Annotated in this window: 15 protein-coding genes; 10 read left to right on the plus strand and 5 right to left on the minus strand. The window is 71.9% G+C overall.

The genetic code is table 11. The features are described from left to right. The first annotated feature begins 45 nt into the window (after window positions 1–45). Together N542_RS0116335 and N542_RS0116340 are read left to right on the plus strand one after the other, a co-directional pair. Entirely contained in the window at window positions 46–1740 is a 1695-nt protein-coding gene (locus tag N542_RS0116335; protein ID WP_028644849.1) for an ABC-F family ATP-binding cassette domain-containing protein, read from the plus strand. After that, on the plus strand, window positions 1737–2780 hold the full coding sequence (locus N542_RS0116340; protein WP_028644850.1) for a GNAT family N-acetyltransferase: 1044 nt from the start codon (window positions 1737–1739) through the stop codon (window positions 2778–2780). The genes N542_RS0116335 and N542_RS0116340 overlap by 4 nt, the downstream gene beginning before the upstream one ends. Window positions 2781–2859: 79 nt before the next feature. On the opposite strand, the gene N542_RS0116345 is transcribed toward N542_RS0116340, so the two are convergent. Together N542_RS0116345 and N542_RS0116350 are read right to left on the minus strand one after the other, a co-directional pair. Then, on the minus strand, window positions 2860–4119 hold the full coding sequence (locus N542_RS0116345) for a S1C family serine protease (protein ID WP_028644851.1): 1260 nt from the start codon (window positions 4117–4119) through the stop codon (window positions 2860–2862). 67 nt (window positions 4120–4186) lie between these two features. Continuing rightward, a complete protein-coding gene (locus tag N542_RS0116350) occupies window positions 4187–4708 on the minus strand; it encodes a MarR family winged helix-turn-helix transcriptional regulator (RefSeq protein ID WP_028644852.1) in 522 nt (173 codons plus the stop codon). Between the two features lie 57 nt (window positions 4709–4765). Between N542_RS0116350 and N542_RS0116355 the strand changes: the two genes are divergently transcribed. After that, the gene (locus N542_RS0116355) at window positions 4766–6007 is read left to right on the plus strand and encodes an MFS transporter (RefSeq protein ID WP_028644853.1); all 1242 of its coding nucleotides are present in this window, start codon (window positions 4766–4768) and stop codon (window positions 6005–6007) included. 53 nt (window positions 6008–6060) lie between these two features. Here the strand turns inward: N542_RS0116355 and N542_RS0116360 are convergent, their stop codons facing one another. Both N542_RS0116360 and N542_RS25225 read right to left on the minus strand, forming a co-directional pair. Beyond that, complete coding sequence (locus N542_RS0116360; RefSeq protein ID WP_028644854.1) at window positions 6061–6654, minus strand: HAD family hydrolase; 594 nt, start codon at window positions 6652–6654, stop codon at window positions 6061–6063. Window positions 6655–6707: 53 nt separating this feature from the next. After that, window positions 6708–7997 carry a citrate synthase gene (locus tag N542_RS25225; protein ID WP_051551909.1) on the minus strand — a complete coding sequence of 430 codons (1290 nt, stop codon included), beginning with the start codon at window positions 7995–7997 and terminating at the stop codon, window positions 6708–6710. A 260-nt stretch (window positions 7998–8257) separates the two neighbouring features. Here N542_RS25225 and rplM point away from each other — a divergent pair, with 260 nt between their 5' ends. The 4 genes from rplM to N542_RS0116385 all read left to right on the plus strand — a co-directional run bounded on the left by rplM (window position 8258) and on the right by N542_RS0116385 (window position 11253). Beyond that, the gene (gene rplM / locus N542_RS0116370) at window positions 8258–8701 is read left to right on the plus strand and encodes a 50S ribosomal protein L13 (protein ID WP_028644855.1); all 444 of its coding nucleotides are present in this window, start codon (window positions 8258–8260) and stop codon (window positions 8699–8701) included. Between the two features lie 37 nt (window positions 8702–8738). Next, complete coding sequence (gene rpsI, locus N542_RS0116375; RefSeq protein WP_028644856.1) at window positions 8739–9236, plus strand: 30S ribosomal protein S9; 498 nt, start codon at window positions 8739–8741, stop codon at window positions 9234–9236. Between the two features lie 10 nt (window positions 9237–9246). Then, window positions 9247–10593 carry a phosphoglucosamine mutase gene (gene glmM, locus N542_RS0116380; RefSeq protein WP_028644857.1) on the plus strand — a complete coding sequence of 449 codons (1347 nt, stop codon included), beginning with the start codon at window positions 9247–9249 and terminating at the stop codon, window positions 10591–10593. A gap of 66 nt (window positions 10594–10659) precedes the next feature. Beyond that, window positions 10660–11253 (plus strand): hypothetical protein, encoded by a 594-nt coding sequence (locus N542_RS0116385; protein WP_028644858.1) that lies wholly within the window; start codon window positions 10660–10662, stop codon window positions 11251–11253. On the opposite strand, the gene coaA is transcribed toward N542_RS0116385, so the two are convergent. After that, entirely contained in the window at window positions 11250–12230 is a 981-nt protein-coding gene (coaA, locus tag N542_RS0116390; protein ID WP_036508204.1) for a type I pantothenate kinase, read from the minus strand. The genes N542_RS0116385 and coaA overlap by 4 nt on opposite strands. Window positions 12231–12295: 65 nt before the next feature. Here coaA and glmS point away from each other — a divergent pair, with 65 nt between their 5' ends. Genes glmS through N542_RS0116405 form a run of 3 tightly spaced genes read left to right on the plus strand, consistent with a single transcriptional unit; the run spans window position 12296 to window position 15939 of the window. Next, window positions 12296–14140: a glutamine--fructose-6-phosphate transaminase (isomerizing) gene (glmS, locus tag N542_RS0116395; protein ID WP_028644860.1), complete on the plus strand. Its 1845-nt coding sequence runs from the start codon at window positions 12296–12298 to the stop codon at window positions 14138–14140. A 7-nt stretch (window positions 14141–14147) separates the two neighbouring features. Further along, on the plus strand, window positions 14148–14498 hold the full coding sequence (locus N542_RS0116400) for a holo-ACP synthase (protein WP_028644861.1): 351 nt from the start codon (window positions 14148–14150) through the stop codon (window positions 14496–14498). A 40-nt stretch (window positions 14499–14538) separates the two neighbouring features. Beyond that, entirely contained in the window at window positions 14539–15939 is a 1401-nt protein-coding gene (locus N542_RS0116405; protein ID WP_028644862.1) for an NAD(P)H-hydrate dehydratase, read from the plus strand. Window positions 15940–15951: the final 12 nt, after the last annotated feature.

A 15951-nucleotide genomic window follows, 5' to 3' on the forward strand; every position in this document is an offset into this window, starting at 1 on the left:
AACCCGGTGGCCGGGAGGGCCGCCGATGGCGGACAATCCTCCGACGTGGGACACGTGGATGTGGCAGGGGTGCGCTACGAGCTGCCGGACGGCCGGGTGCTGCTCGACGACGTGTCGTTCCGGGTGGGCGAGGGGGCCAAGGTCGCACTCGTCGGGGCCAACGGCGCCGGCAAGACGACGCTCCTGCGGATCATCACCGGCGACCTGTCCCCGCACGCCGGGGCGGTCACCCGCTCCGGAGGGCTCGGGGTGATGCGCCAGGCCGTCGGAGCCGCGCTCGGCGACGACCCCACCGTGAAGGACCTGCTGCTGAGCGTCTCGCCGCCGCGGGTCCGCGCGGCGGCGGCCGAGGTCGACCGCTGCGAGCTGGCGCTGATGGAGACCGACGACGAGAAGTCGCAGATGGCCTACGCCCACGCGCTGTCGGAGTTCACCGACGCCGGTGGCTACGACATCGAGGTCACCTGGGACGTCTGCACGATGGCGGCGCTGGCGCTGTCCTACGACCGCGCGAAGTACCGCACCCTCGGCACCCTCTCCGGTGGCGAGCAGAAGCGACTGGTCCTGGAGTTCCTGCTCCGCGGTCCCGACGAGGTGCTGCTGCTCGACGAGCCCGACAACTACCTCGACGTCCCCGGCAAGATCTGGCTCGAGGGCCGGGTCCGCGAGTCCGACAAGACCATCCTGATGATCAGCCACGACCGCGAGCTGCTCGACAACACCGCCACCCGCGTCGTGACGGTCGAGCTGGGCCACGCCGGCAACACCGTGTGGACCCACCCGGGCGGCTTCTCGTCGTACCACCAGGCGCGCCGCGACCGGTTCCTGCGCTTCGAGGAGCTCCGCAAGCGCTGGGACGAGGAGCACGCCAAGCTCAAGCAGCTGGTGCTCCACTACAAGATCAAGTCGGAGTACAACGACGGCATGGCGTCGCAGTACCGCGCCGCCCAGACCCGGCTGCGCAAGTTCGAGGAGGCCGGCCCGCCGACCGAGCAGCCCCGCGAGCAGCAGGTCACGATGCGGCTGCAGGGCGGCCGGACCGGCAAGCGTGCGGTCGTCTGCGAGGGCCTCGAGCTGACCGGGCTGATGAGGCCCTTCGACCTCGAGGTCTGGTACGGCGAGCGCGTGGCCGTGCTGGGCTCCAACGGCTCGGGCAAGTCCCACTTCCTGCGGCTGCTCGCCGCCGGTGGCAGCGACCCGGACGTCGAGCACCGCCCGGTCGGCGACGTCGAGATCAAGCCGGTCCCGCACGTCGGCAAGGCCAAGCTCGGCGCCCGGGTGCGCCCCGGCTGGTTCGTCCAGACCCATGAGCACCCCGAGCTGATGGGACGCACGCTGCTCGAGATCCTGCACCGCGGCGACGGCTCGCCCAACGGCCGCTCGGGGATGGGCCGCGAGCAGGCGGCGCGGGTCCTGGACCGCTACGAGCTGGCGCACGCGGGCGAGCAGCGGTTCGAGTCCCTCTCCGGCGGTCAGCAGGCCCGCTTCCAGATCCTGCTGCTCGAGCTGTCGGGCGCCACGCTGCTGCTCCTCGACGAGCCCACCGACAACCTCGACGTGCAGTCGGCCGAGGCGCTCGAGGAGGGGCTCGAGGCCTTCGACGGCACGGTCCTCGCGGTCACCCACGACCGCTGGTTCGCGCGCGGCTTCGACCGGTTCCTGGTGTACGGCGCCGACGGCGAGGTCTACGAGTCCGACGGCCCCGTCTGGGACGAGGGTCGGGTGCAGCGCGCCCGATGAGCGCGCTCCAGATCGTCGAGGTCGACGTCTTCGACGACGCGGCCCTCGACGCCTGGCACCGCGTCTACGAGGCCGCGGAGCGTGCGTGCGGGCCGGAGGTGGCCGCGACCTGGCAGCTCGAGGAGGTCCGGGCCCTGATGCAGGCCCGGGGCACCCGCTACTGGGACGGCGGCTACTCCGGCTTCGCCGACGGCCGGCTGGTGACCGTCGGGTGGGCCCAGCTGACCCTCCTCGACAACACCGAGCGGGCCGAGCTCGCCGTCCACACCCTGCCCGACGCACGCCGTCGCGGGCACGCGAGCGCGATGCTCGCCCACCTCGAAGGGGTCGCCCGCGACCGCGGCCGCACCATCCTGGTGGGAGAGAGCTCCTGGCCGTACGCCGCCGGGCCGTCGGGGGCCGGCCAGCCGGGTCGCGAGCTCGCCCGGTCCGCCGGCTACGATCTCGCCCTCGGTGACGTGAAGCGCCGGCTGGCGCTGCCGGTGGCCGACGAGGTCCTCGACGAGCTGGCTGCGGAGGCGGCGGGGCACCACGCCGGCTACCTGCTGCGCTCGTGGATCGGGCCGGTCCCGGACGAGCTCGTCGACGGCTGGGCCCGACTCACCTCGTCCCTCGACACCGAGGCGCCCACCGGCGAGCTGCACCTGGAGCCGGCGTACGCCGACGTGGCGACCGTGCGTGAGGGCGAGGCTCTCCTCGTCGCCCAGGGCCGCACCAAGGTCAACACCGTCGCCCTCGACCCCGAGGGTCAGGTCGTCGCCTACTCCGACATCGCGACGACGGTGCACGAGCCCGGCCGCGCCTACCAGTGGGGCACGCTCGTACGCCGCGACGCGCGCGGCCACCGCCTGGGGCTGGCCGTGAAGGTCGCCAACCAGCGGCTGCTCCAGCGCGAGCACCCGGACGTGCGCGAGCTGATCACCTACAACGCCGAGGTCAACCGCCACATGATCGGGGTCAACGAGCGGCTCGGGTTCGTCCCGGTCGCCCGCCTGGGCGAGTTCCAGAAGCGGGTGACGGAGAAAGGCCCCACCGGCTGACGGGAGACGGGCCGGTCAGTCGGTGGGGCCTGGAGCCCCTTCCTGGGTCTCGGGTCCAGGTCGGGGTGGTTCGGGTGAGTCAGGACTTGGACGAGGTGGCGTCCGAGTCGAGCGTGAGCGACGCGGTCTTGGTGTCGCCGCCGGACGTGTAGGTGACGGTGACCTTCTCGCCCGGCCGGTAGGAGCGGATCGTCGCGACCAGCGAGTCGGCGCCGGTGATCAGCTGGTCGTCGATCTTGGTGATCACGTCGCCCTTGGCGATCCCGGCGTCCGAGGCGGTCGAGCCGGAGCTGACGTCCTGGACCTGGGCGCCCTGGAGCACCTCCGCGCCGTCCTTGCTGGCGACGTCGGAGACCGAGATGCCGAGGCGCGCGTGGGTCGGGGTCTCGCCCTTGCTCATCTGGTCGACGATCGGCAGCACCTCGTCCATCGGGATCGCGAAGCCGAGGCCGATGGATCCGGCCTGCTCCTCCGAGGAGCTGGCGGTGCGGATCGAGGAGTTGATGCCGACGACGTTGCCGTCCAGGTCGACCAGCGCGCCTCCGCTGTTGCCGGGGTTGATCGCGGCGTCGGTCTGGATGGCGGGGTAGGTCGTGCTGTTGTTCTGGCTGTCGGTGCCCACGTCGACCGGTCGGTTCAGGGCGCTGACGATGCCGCTGGTGACCGTCGAGTCGAGCCCGAAGGGGGAGCCGATCGCGACCACGCTCTCGCCGACCTTGAGGTCGGCGGACTTGCCGATGGTCGCGGGGGTCAGGCCCGAGACGTCCTCGGCCTTGATGACCGCGGTGTCGGTCAGCGGGTCGGTGCCCACGACCTTGGCGGCGGCCGAGGTGCCGTCGTTGAAGAAGACGGTCATCGAGCCCCCGTCGCCGGCGATCGCCGCGACGTGGTTGTTGGTGAGGATCTCGCCGTCCGAGCTGAGGATGATGCCCGAGCCCGAGCCGGAGCCCTGGCTGCCGGTCACGTCGATCTTCACGACCGACGGGAGGACCTTCGAGGCCACCGCCTCGACCGAGCCCTCCGCGGCAGGGGAGTCGGGGGTGTCGACGACCTGCGAGCTGCTGTGGTCGGTCGGGCTCGCGGCGCTGCCGGAGCCGTTGTCGTCGTAGGCGCTCCAGGCGGCCGCACCGCCGACGCCCGCCGCGCCGCCGACGACCAGGGCCGTCGCCACGACGGCGGCGGCCAGGCCGGCGCGCCGGGGGCGACGCTGGGTGGGGAGGGTCTGGGTCTCGGGAGCGGCGTACGACGGGGGACCCTCGGGGGCCGGTCCCTGGGGCGCCGGGTACGAGAAGTACGGGTTCTGCGGGCCTTGCGGGGGGTTCGTCGGCTGCTCGCTCATGCCCCCACTGTGTTGGCACTGCCTGTGATCTACCTGAGACCCCGCTGGGCAGCCTCGAAGAAAGCGGCTAGTCCGGCTCGGTGACGGCCTCGGTGGCCAGGGTCATCTTCTTCAGCAGCGACGCCAGGGCGGCGCGCTCCTCGGCGTCCAGGACGTGCACCAGCTCGTCCTCGGCCCGGCCGCGCAGGCTCATCGCCCGACGCCAGATCGCCGCCCCGCTGCGGGTGACCTCGATGCCGACGCGGCGCCGGTCGTCGACGTCGGGCCGGCGCTGGATCCAGCCGGCCCGCTCGAGCGAGTCGAGCCGGCCCGTCATGCCGGCGTTGCTGATCTCCAGCGAGGCCGCCAGGGTCGACGGGCTGGCGTGCCCGGGGGTGTCGCTGACCATCAGGTGGTGGAGCGTGTCGTACTCGAAGTCCTGGAGCCCGGCCTCGACCAGCGCCTGCTGCTTGGTCAGCCTGAAGTGCTGCCGCAGCCGGCCGATCCGCACGACGATCGCCTCGACGTCGTCGTCGAACTCGACGTCGATCCAGTGGTCGCGCCAGCGGGCGACGTGCCGGTCGGCCCAGTCCTCGTCGGATGCGGTCACGACCGCAGCGTACGGCGTCGGGTGGCGGATAGTTCGCCAGCGAAGTAATGTGCGCGGGTGAGCTCTCGCCTGTCGGCCCTGCGCTACCGGGACTTCCGGTTCCTCGTCGGCGGCACGACGGCAAGCGCGCTCGGCAACGCGATCACCCCGATCGCCCTCGCCTTCGCCGTGCTCGACCTCGGCGGCTCGGCCTCGGAGCTCGGGCTGGTCGTGGCGGCCTTCGCGCTCGCGGAGGTCGTGACGGCGCTCTTCGGCGGCGTCCTGGGTGACCGGCTCCCGCGCAAGCTGATGATGGAGGGCTCGGCCGCCGGCAGCGCCGTCACGCAGCTCGTGATCGCGACCTCCCTGGTCGCCGGCTTCGCGACCATCCCGATGCTCGGCGTGGTGGGCGCGCTCAACGGCTGCCTGGCGGCGCTCAGCCAGCCGTCGTCGCGGGCGATGACGCGGCTGACGGTGCCGCCGGAGGAGCTCGCTTCCGCCGTGTCGATCCGGCCGCTGCTGCAGACCAGCGCCTCCACCGTCGGCTACACGCTCGGCGGCGTGCTGGTCGCGGTCGTCGGGTCCGGTTGGGCGATCGGCGTCGACGCGCTGACCTTCGCGATCGCGGCGTGCTGCTACTCCCGGATGCGCGTCGAGCAGACGCTGCCGACCGGGCCGCGCACCTCCATCCTCGCCGACCTCGGCGACGGCGCTCGCGAGGTCCTCGCGCACGCGTGGCTCTGGCTCCTGATCGGGCAGGCGATGCTCTACCACCTGTTCTACGGTGGGGCGCAGACCGTCCTGGGCCCGATCCTGATCGGCGGTGAGATCGGCCGGTCCGCGTGGGGCCTCGCGCTCGGGACGCTGATGGCGGGCTTCGTCGTGGGTGGGCTGCTCTGCCTGCGCTGGCGCCCGCGCCGCGGTCTGCTGATCGGCACCGTGCTGCTGAGCCTCACTGCGCTCTTCCCGCTGGCGATGGCGCTGTCGGACCACCTGTGGGTGATCCTCGTCGGGGCGTTCCTGCACGGCTTCGGGCTGCAGGTCTTCGACGTCTTCTGGGACCTCTCGATCCAGCAGAACGTCGCGCCGGACAAGCTGGCGCGGGTCTACTCCTTCGACATCGTGGGCTCCTTCGTGGCCCGGCCGGTCGGGCTGGCGCTCACCGGGCCGATCGCGCTGGCGGTCGGCTTCCGCGAGTGGATGCTGGTGGTCGGCTGCATCATGGGCGCCTCCGCGCTGCTGGCCCTGACCTCCTCGGAGGTGCGCCACCTCACCCGCGACCCGGTCGGCTCCGCGGCGACCGATCGTGTCCCTGCCTGAGGCGACCTCGGCGTACGGCGCCGGCCACCGCGGTCGTGCGGCTCCGCCGATGATCAGACCGGCAGGCCGCGACCGCGCAGCTCGCGGCGCAGGGCGTCGGCGCCGATGAAGACGACGGCGTGCATGCCGAGCGCGGCCGCCGCGTCGACGTTGGCCTGCCGGTCGTCGACGAAGACCAGCCGGTCCAGCGCGAGCCCGCTGCGCTCGGCGACGAGCTCGTAGGCGCGTGGGTCCGGCTTCGCCGCGCCGACCTCGCCGGAGACCACCACGTCGTCGAAGAGCGCGAGGAAGTCGAAGCGGGCCGGGGCGTGGGGATAGAGCTCGGCCGACCAGTTGGTGAGCCCCAGCAGCGGTACGCCGCGGGCGTGCAGCTCGGCGACGAGCTCGGGCATGCCCGGCACCGGCCCGAGCAAGGAGGCCGCGAAGTGGGCGCGGTAGGCCAGCGCGTGCTCGAGCCAGTGCGGGTGCGAGCGGCGTACGGCGTCCTCCGCGTCGGCCCAGGAGTCCCCGGAGTCGGGGCCGTGGTTCCACGCCATGAAGTCGAAGTCGTCGGCGTCCAGGAAGCGGCGCGCCTCGTCGGCGCCGACCCCCGCAGCGATGGCGTGCGCGGGGTCCCAGTCGATCAGGACGTTCCCGAAATCGAACACGACCCCGGACGGTGCGTCCGGGGCCGTGTCCTGGTGATCGGGGTGAGCTGCGCTCACTTCCACCGCTCGGACGCGGGGGCGAAGGTCAGCCCGCGGTCGCCGGTGTAGATCTGCTTCGGGCGGGCGATCTTCTGCTCCTTGTCCTGGACCAGCTCGGACCACTGGGACAGCCAGCCCGGCGTCCGGCCGATCGCGAAGAGGACCGTGAACATCTCCGGCGGGAACTGGAACGCCTCGTAGATCAGGCCCGAGTAGAAGTCCACGTTGGGGTAGAGCTTGCGCTTGATGAAGTACTCGTCCTCGAGCGCGATCTTCTCGAGCTCCTTGGCGATGCTGAGGAGCGGGTTGACCCCGGTGACCTCGAAGACGTCGTCGCAGGCCTTCTTGATGATCGTCGCGCGCGGGTCGAAGTTCTTGTAGACCCGGTGCCCGAAGCCCATCAGCTTCTCGTTGCCGTTCTTCACGCCCTCGATGAAGGCGGGGATGTTCTCCTTGGAGCCGATGCGCCGCAGCATCCGCAGCACCGCCTCGTTGGCGCCACCGTGCAGCGGGCCGTAGAGGGCGCCGACGCCGGCGGCGACCGCGGAGTACGGGTCGACCTGCGAGGAGCCCACCGAGCGCACGGCGTTGGTCGAGCAGTTCTGCTCGTGGTCGGCGTGCAGGATGAAGAGCACGTCGAGGGCCTTGACCAGGCGCTCGTCGGCCTCGAACTTCGACTCGCTCATCTTGAAGAGCATCGAGAGGAAGTTGGCGGTGTAGCTCAGGTCGTTGTCCGGGTAGACGTACGGCTTGCCCTGCGCGTGGCGGAACGCCCAGGCGCCGAGCGTCGGCATCTTGGCGATCATCCGGACGATCTGGATGTGCCGGTTCTCGGCGTCGCTGATGTTGCGCGCGTCGGGGTAGAACGTCGAGAGGGCTCCCACCGACGCCATCAGCATCCCCATGGGGTGCGCGTCGTACCGGAAGCCCTGCATGAACGACTTGACGTTCTCGTGCACGAACGTGTGATAAGTGATCTCGTGCACCCACGCCTCGTACTCCACCTTGGTGGGCAGCGCGCCGTGGACGAGGAGGTAGGCCACCTCGAGGAAGCTGGACTTCTCGGCCAGCTGCTCGATCGGGTAGCCCCGGTACTCCAGGATGCCCTTCTCCCCGTCGATGTAGGTGACGGAGCTGCGGCAGGACGCGGTGTTGACGAAACCCGGGTCGTAGACCGCGAGGCCCGGATTGTCCTCGCCGGCCTTGATCTTGCCCAGATCGGCGGCCTTGATGGTGCCGTCGGCGATCGGGACCTCGTACTCCTGTCCGGTGCGGTTGTCACGGACGGTGAGAGAATCAGTCACCCTCTCAACTTAGTCGGCGCCGTGGAGCCGTGCGAACCCGGTCTCCGTTGATGGACCCCGCGCCTGTCAATTCGACACGGTCAGCGACCCGCCCGTACTCTTGCTAGTCGCGCCTTCTGCCGCGTCGGGACACCTGCCACGGAGTCCCGGTGCAGACCCGGACGAGTTCGAGCCGGGCAGAGTTCGTCAGAGGGCGCCGAAGCACCAACACCCGTGCGGCACAGGGTCGCGCGGGACCTACGAACGAAGGAAGTTCCTCCGTGCGCACGTACGCCCCCAAGGCCGGCGACATCACGCGAGAGTGGCTCGTCATCGACGCCACCGACGTGGTCCTCGGCCGCCTCGCTGCTCAGACCGCCAATCTCCTGCGCGGCAAGCACAAGGCGATCTTCGCCCCCAACGCTGACACCGGTGACTTCGTCATCATCATCAACGCTGAGAAGGTCGCGCTGTCCGGCGACAAGAAGGTCACCAAGATGGCCTACCGCCACTCCGGCTACCCGGGTGGTCTGTCTGCCACTCCGATCGGTGAGGTCCTCGAGAAGGACGCCCGCAAGGCCATCGAGAAGGCCGTGTGGGGAATGCTGCCGAAGAACAAGCTCGGCCGCCAGGTCCTCAAGAAGCTGAAGGTCTACTCGGGTCCCAACCACCCGCACCAGGCCCAGCAGGCCACTCCGTACGAGATCAAGCAGATCTCCCAGTAATCGTCTTTTCGTCGAGAAAGTCTGAGTGAGGAACATCGTGGCTGACACCACCGAGGTCGAAGAGACCTACGAGGCCGACGAGCAGGGCATCGCCTACAGCTCCGAGAGCGCCCCGTCCGCTGACACCCCCGCCCGTCCGGCGACCATCGCTCCTGCTGCGGCCACCGGCCGTCGCAAGGAGGCCGTCGCCCGCGTCCGCATCGTCCCCGGCACCGGCCAGTGGACGGTCAACGGCCGGACGCTGGACTCCTACTTCCCCAACAAGCTGCACCAGCAGGTCGTGAACGAGCCGTTCGCCAACCTGCAGCTCGAGGGGCGCTTCGACGTCATCGCCCGCATCCACGGCGGTGGCATCACCGGTCAGGCCGGCGCGCTGCGTCTCGGCGTGGCCCGGTGCCTGAACGCGATCGACACCGAGACCAACCGCCCCTCGCTCAAGAAGGCCGGGCTGCTCACGCGTGACGCCCGCGTCATCGAGCGCAAGAAGGCCGGTCTCAAGAAGGCCCGCAAGGCGCCTCAGTACAGCAAGCGCTGACGTACTGCGCATGCCGCGTATCTTCGGCACGGACGGGGTCCGGGGCCTGGCCAACGGTCATCTGACCGCTGAGCTGGCCCTGGACCTTTCCGTTGCTGCTGCCCGGGTCCTGGCCGACCGCGGCGAGTTCGAGGGCCACCGCCCTCGTGCCGTCGTCGGCCGGGACACCCGCATCTCGGGACAGTTCCTCGAGCACGCTGTCGTGGCCGGCCTGGCCTCGGCCGGGGTCGACGTGCTGCTGCTGGAGGTGCTGCCGACCCCCGGGGTCGCGTTCATGACCCAGGCGCTCGACGCCGACCTCGGTGTCGTCATCAGCGCCTCGCACAACCCGATGCCCGACAACGGCATCAAGTTCCTCGCCCGCGGCGGGCTCAAGCTCGACGACGCCGTCGAGCGCGACATCGAGAAGCACCTCGACGAGCCGTGGGAGCGCCCCCTCGGGGGCGCGGTCGGCCGCGTGACGCCGTACGCGACCGCGGTGCAGGAGTACGTCGACCACCTCGTCGGCACCCTCGCCCGGCCGCTCGCCGGCATCAAGGTGGTGCTCGACTGCGCCCACGGTGCGGCGTACGACGCCGGTCCGCAGGCCCTGCGTGCCGCCGGCGCCGAGGTGATCGCGATCTGCGCCGACCCCGACGGCCTCAACATCAACGACGGCTGCGGCTCGACCCACCTCGGCCCGCTGCGCGCGGCCGTGGTCGAGCACGGCGCCGACGCCGGGTTCGCCCTCGACGGCGACGCCGACCGCTGCCTGGCCGTGGACCACACCGGCGCCGACGTCGACGGTGACCAGATCATGGCGATCCTCGCGGTCGGCATGTCGGAGTCCGGCCACCTCCCGAAGAACACCGTCGTCGCGACGGTGATGAGCAACCTCGGCTTCGTGCAGGCGATGCGCGCGGCCGGCATCGGCGTGCGCCAGACCAAGGTCGGCGACCGCTACGTCCTCGAGGCGATGCGGGTCTCCGGCTACGGGCTCGGCGGCGAGCAGTCCGGCCACGTGATCATGAGCGAGTACGCCACCACCGGCGACGGCACCCTGACCGCGCTGCACGTGCTGGAGCGGATGGCCGTCAGCGGTCAGACGCTGCAGTCGTTGGCGGCGGTCATGACCCGGCTGCCGCAGGTGCTGATCAACGTGCCCGACGTGGACAAGCGCCGTGCCAACGACGACCCCGTCGTCGCGGCCGCCGTCGCCGAGGAGGAGGCCGCGCTCGGTGACTCCGGCCGGGTGCTGCTGCGCCCCTCCGGCACCGAGGACCTGGTCCGGGTGATGGTCGAGGCGACGACTGCCGACGACGCCCGCGCGGTGGCCGAGCGGCTCGCCGACGTCGTCAAGCGCCAGCTCAGCCTCTGATCCACAGCTCGGGCCGCATCGTCGCGGTGCGGGTGCCTCGCGCCTGATCGTGGGTAGGACCCGGCTATGACCCGAGTCCGCGTCGCGCTGCTGATGGGCACCGTCGCGGTCCTGGCCGTGCTGGCGACCGCGGCGCTGGCGGTCACGACGTACGTCGCCGACGACCGCGCGCCCGCCGCGCCCGCCGCGCGTCCGCTCGTGGTGAGGGATCCCGCGACCGGCGCCCGGTTCGAGGTGCCGGGACGGCTCTGGGAGGTGCGCGGGGAGCGCAGCCGCATCTACCTCGCCGACGACAGCGGCCGCCCGACGGCGGTCGTGACCGGGCCGGCCGTCTACCGCGACGGCTACTGCGAGGAGCAGCCCGGCGACTCCAACCGCGGCTTCGCGGGCTTCACCGACGGGTCGTTCGACGCCTGGCGGGCGAGCCTGGGCGGCTCGGGGGAGGCTCACCGGGGCCGGATCGACCTGGCGGACGGCTCGGCGGCGTCGTTGCGCTGGGTGCTGGCGCCCGGTGGGACCGGGCCGTGCGCAGCGGCCCGGGTCGAGCTCGCGATGGTGAGCGCGGGCGACGTGCGGGTGGTGCTGGTCGCGGACGCGGGGGAGGGCGACACGCTCGCGCACGCCGACATCGTGCGGGTCCTGAGCAGCCTGAGGCGCTAGAGCTTGCGGAGTCGGACGTAGCGCACCGAGTGGTCACGGTCCTTGCGCAGCACCAGCGTCGCGCGCGAGCGGGTGGGAAGCACGTTCTGCGAGAGGTTGGGGCCGTTGATGGAGTCCCAGATCCGGGTCGCCTCGGCGATCGCCTCCTCGCGCGAGAGGGCGCCGTACTTCGCGAAGTAGGAGCCCGGGTCGCGGAACGCCGTCTCCCGCAGGCGCTGGAACCGCTCGACGTACCAGTCCTTGATGTGCGAGGTGCCGGCGTCGACGTACACCGAGAAGTCGAAGAAGTCGCTCAGCGTCAGCCCGCTGCGGCCGTCCTCGCGCACCCGCGCGGGCTGCAGGACGTTGAGGCCCTCGATGATCACGATGTCGGGCCGCTTGACGACCACCTTCTCGCCGGGGAGCACGTCGTAGGTCAGGTGGGAGTAGACGGGCGCCTCGACCTCGTCCTTGCCCGACTTGATGTCGACGACGAAGCGCATCAGCGCGCGGCGGTCGTAGGACTCCGGGAAGCCCTTGCGCTGCAGGAGCCCGCGGCGCTCGAGCTCGGCGTTGGGGTAGAGGAAGCCGTCGGTGGTGACCAGGGCGACGTTGGGGTGCTCGGGCCAGTGGGCGAGCATCTGCTGGAGCACGCGGGCCGTGGTCGACTTGCCGACCGCCACCGACCCGGCCAGGCCGATCACGAACGGCGTCCGGGTCGGCTGCACCTGGTGGAGGAACTCCTCCTGGTGCCGGTACAGCCCGCCCGCTGCCTCGACGTACAGGCTGAGCAGGCGGGAGAGCGGGAGGTAGATCTGCTGGACCTCCTCGAGGTCCAGCTGGTCGCCGAGACCGCGCAGCCGGCGGATCTCCTCGGCGCTGAGCGGGTTCTCCACCTCGGCGGCCAGCGCGGCCCAGGCGGACCGGTCGAGCTCGATGTAGGGCGACGACTCCCGGGTCGACTCGTCGGACACGCCCGAGCCGCCGTGGGAAGACATGCGCCAGATTGTTGCAGCCGGTGCGGGCGGGCGGTCGGGCGGTGCCGGTCGATACAGTGACCCCCATGTGCGGGATCGTGGGGTATGTCGGGGAGAAGCAGGCCCAAGATGTCGTCATCGCAGGGCTGCGACGGCTGGAGTACCGCGGCTACGACTCCGCCGGGGTCGCGCTGGTCGCCGGCGGCGTGATCGCCTCGGACAAGCGGGCCGGCAAGCTGGCCAACCTCGAGAAGGCGATCGCCGACCACCCCCTGCCCGGCTCGACGATCGGCATCGGGCACACCCGCTGGGCCACGCACGGTGCCCCGACCGACGCCAACGCGCACCCGCACAGCGGCGGCGTACGCCGGGTCGCGGTCGTGCACAACGGCATCATCGAGAACTTCGCCGAGCTCCGCGGCGAGCTGGAGGCGGCCGACCACGTGCTGCTGTCCGAGACCGACACCGAGGTCGCCGCCCAGCTGCTCGAGCTGCTGGTGCTGTCGGGACTCGACCTGACCGCGGCCATGCTGCAGCTGGTCGCGCGGCTCGAGGGCGCCTTCACCCTCGTCGCGGTCGACGCGCACGACCGCTCCCGCGTGGTGGCGGCGCGACGCAACTCGCCACTGGTCGTCGGGATCGGCGAGGGCGAGAACTTCCTCGGCTCCGACGTCTCCGCCTTCATCGAGCACACCCGCGAGGCGATGGAGCTCGGCCAGGACCAGGTCGTGACGATCACCCGCGACGGCGTCGAGGTGCTGAACTTCGACGGCACCCCGGCCGAGGGCCGCCGCTACCACGTCGACTGGGACCTGTCGGCCGCCGAGAAGGACGGCCACGACTGGTTCATGCGCAAGGAGATCCACGAGCAGCCGCGGGCCGTGGCCGACTCGCTGCTGGGCCGTCGTACGCCGGAGGGGCACCTGCACCTCGACGAGATGCGCCTGTCCGACCAGGAGCTCCGCGACGTCGACAAGGTCATCATCATCGCGTGCGGCACGTCCTTCTACGCGGGCATGGTCGCGAAGTACGCGATCGAGCACTGGACGCGGGTGCCGGTCGAGGTCGAGCTGGCCTCGGAGTTCCGCTACCGCGACCCGATCCTCGACTACTCCACGCTGGTCGTCGCGATCAGCCAGTCCGGCGAGACCGCCGACACCCTGCAGGCCATCCGGCACGCACGCACCCAGCGTTCGAAGGTGCTCGCGATCTGCAACACCAACGGCTCGACGATCCCGCGGGAGTCCGACGCCGTCATCTACACGCACGCGGGCCCCGAGATCGGGGTCGCGTCGACCAAGGGCTTCCTGACCCAGCTGGTGGCCTGCTACCTGCTGGCGCTCTACCTGGCGCAGGTCAAGGGCACGCGGTACGGCGACGAGATCGACCAGGTCATGCAGCAGCTGGAGGCGATCCCGGAGCAGGTGCAGCGGGTCCTCGACGACGCCGCCCAGGTCTACGACATGGCCGCCGACCACGTCGGCACCCGGTCGGTGCTCTTCCTGGGCCGGCACGCCGGCTACCCGGTCGCGCTCGAGGGGGCGCTGAAGCTCAAGGAGCTGGCCTACATCCACGCCGAGGGCTTCGCCGCCGGTGAGCTGAAGCACGGCCCGATCGCGCTGATCGAGGAGGGGCTGCCGGTGCTGTGCGTCGTGCCCCCGGCCGGTCGGGACCAGCTGCGCGACAAGATGGTCAGCGGCATCCAGGAGGTGCGGGCGCGCGGCGCTCGCACGATCTGCCTGGTCGAGGACGGCGATGACGCGATCACGCCGTACGCCGACGTGATCATCCGGCTGCCCAAGGTGCCGGTGCTGCTGCAGCCGCTGGTGGCCGTCGTGCCCCTCCAGCTCTTCGCCTGCGAGCTCGCGACCCTGATGGGCCACGACGTCGACCAGCCGCGCAACCTGGCCAAGTCCGTCACGGTCGAGTGATCGCCCGGTGATCGTCGGGGTGGGGATCGATGTCGTCGACATCGAGCGCTTCGGGGAGTCGCTGACGCGCACGCCCGGCCTGTCCGCCCGGCTCTTCACGCCGTCGGAGGCGTCTCGACCGCTGGCCTCGCTGGCCGCGCGGTTCGCCGCCAAGGAGGCGGTGGCCAAGGCGCTCGGCGCCCCCGTGGGACTGCACTGGCACGACGCCGAGATCGTGTCGGAGTCCTCGGGCCGCCCGCTCCTCGAGCTGCGGGGCTCGGTGCTCGCCCGTGCCGACGAGCTCGGGGTCGCCTCCGTGCACGTCTCGCTCTCCCACGACGCCGGCATCGCCTCGGCGGTCGTGGTGCTGGAGTCCTGAGGCCCTCTGCCGCGCTGGCCGGCCCGCTAGCGTGGGCGGCATGAGGCGTGCGCACACGGTGGAGCAGGTGCGGGCGGCCGAGCGGCACCTGATGGGTCGGCTGCCCGACGGAGCCCTGATGCAGCGCGCCGCTGCCGGGCTGGCGTACGCCGTGATCGACCTGCTCGGCTCGGCGTACGGACGGCGGGTGCTGCTGCTGGTCGGCTCGGGGGACAACGGCGGTGACGCGTTGTACGCCGGCGCCCTGCTCGCGCGGCGCGGCGCCCAGGTGGAGGCGTGGCTGCTGTCCGACCACGCCCACGAGGCCGGGACGGCGGCCCTGCGGGCGGCGGGTGGCCGGGTCGTCCGCCTCCCGCATGTCTCTGCGCATGCAGGAGGCGGACGACCCGAGGTGGTGGTGGACGGGATCGTCGGGATCGGGGGCCGAGCCGGGCTGCGGGCCGAGGCGCAGGAGGCCCTGGCGCTGGTCCGGGGGATCCCGGTGGTCGCCGTCGACGTCCCGAGCGGGGTCGACGTCGACACCGGCGAGCTCGACGGTCCGCACGTGAGCGCGGACGTCACGGTCACCTTCGGCACCCACAAGGTCGCGCACCTCGTCGACCCGGCGGCGGCCGCGTGCGGCGTCGTCCACCTCGTCGATCTCGGCCTGGGGCTGCCGGACCCGGTCGTCGAGGCGCTCCAGCCCGCCGACGTGGCCGCGCTGGTGCCGCGACCGGCGCCCGACGCGCAGAAGTACAGCCGCGGGGTCGTCGGCATCCGGGCGGGCAGCGCGCAGTACCCCGGGGCGGCGCTGCTCAGCGTCGCCGGCGCGGCCAGCGGCCTCGTCGGGATGGTGCGGTACGTCGGGCCGGAGTCCGTCGCCGACACGATCCGCGTGGTCCACCCCGAGGTGGTCGGCGACGGGCGGGTGCAGGCCTGGGTCGTCGGCTCCGGCGGTGGCGACCGGGCGGCCGCCGAGCTCGCCACGGCCGTCGAGGACGGGGTGCCGCTCGTGGTCGACGCGGATGCGCTCGCCCACGTCGAGGGCCGGCTCCCCACCTCGACGGTGCTCACCCCGCACGCCGGCGAGCTGGCGGCGATGCTCGGGGTGGACCGCACGACGATCGAGGCCCGGCCGCTCGAGCACGCCCGCCACGCGGCCACGACGTACGGCGCCGTCGTGCTGCTCAAGGGCCGCCACACCCTGGTCGCCCACCCCGACGGACGGGTCCGCGTCACGACGACCGGCACGCCGTGGCTCGCGACCGCCGGGGCCGGCGACGTGCTGGGCGGCCTCATCGGCGCGCTCCTGGCCGCCGGGCTCACGGCGTACGACGCCGCCTCGGTCGGCTCCTGGCTCCACGGGGCCGCCGCGACCCTCGCCGGGCGGGGTGGCCCGCTGGTCGCGAGCCAGGTCGCGGCGTCCATCCCGGCAGCCGTCCGGGGACTGCCGCGGGCGTGATGGGACAATCGG

The sequence above is a fragment of the Nocardioides sp. URHA0020 genome, from assembly GCF_000620705.1.
GTDB lineage: Bacteria > Actinomycetota > Actinomycetes > Propionibacteriales > Nocardioidaceae > Nocardioides.

Excerpts from the sequence above, each read along its gene's own strand:
- N542_RS0116340 (WP_028644850.1), top strand. The coding sequence starts at position 1,737 with ATGAGCGCGCTCCAGATCGTCGAGGTCGACGTCTTCGACGACGCGGCC.
- N542_RS0116345 (WP_028644851.1), bottom strand. The coding sequence starts at position 4,119 with ATGAGCGAGCAGCCGACGAACCCCCCGCAAGGCCCGCAGAACCCGTAC.
- glmM (WP_028644857.1), top strand. The coding sequence starts at position 9,247 with ATGCCGCGTATCTTCGGCACGGACGGGGTCCGGGGCCTGGCCAACGGT.
- N542_RS0116385 (WP_028644858.1), top strand. The coding sequence starts at position 10,660 with ATGACCCGAGTCCGCGTCGCGCTGCTGATGGGCACCGTCGCGGTCCTG.
- coaA (WP_036508204.1), bottom strand. The coding sequence starts at position 12,230 with ATGTCTTCCCACGGCGGCTCGGGCGTGTCCGACGAGTCGACCCGGGAG.
- glmS (WP_028644860.1), top strand. The coding sequence starts at position 12,296 with ATGTGCGGGATCGTGGGGTATGTCGGGGAGAAGCAGGCCCAAGATGTC.
- N542_RS0116405 (WP_028644862.1), top strand. The coding sequence starts at position 14,539 with ATGAGGCGTGCGCACACGGTGGAGCAGGTGCGGGCGGCCGAGCGGCAC.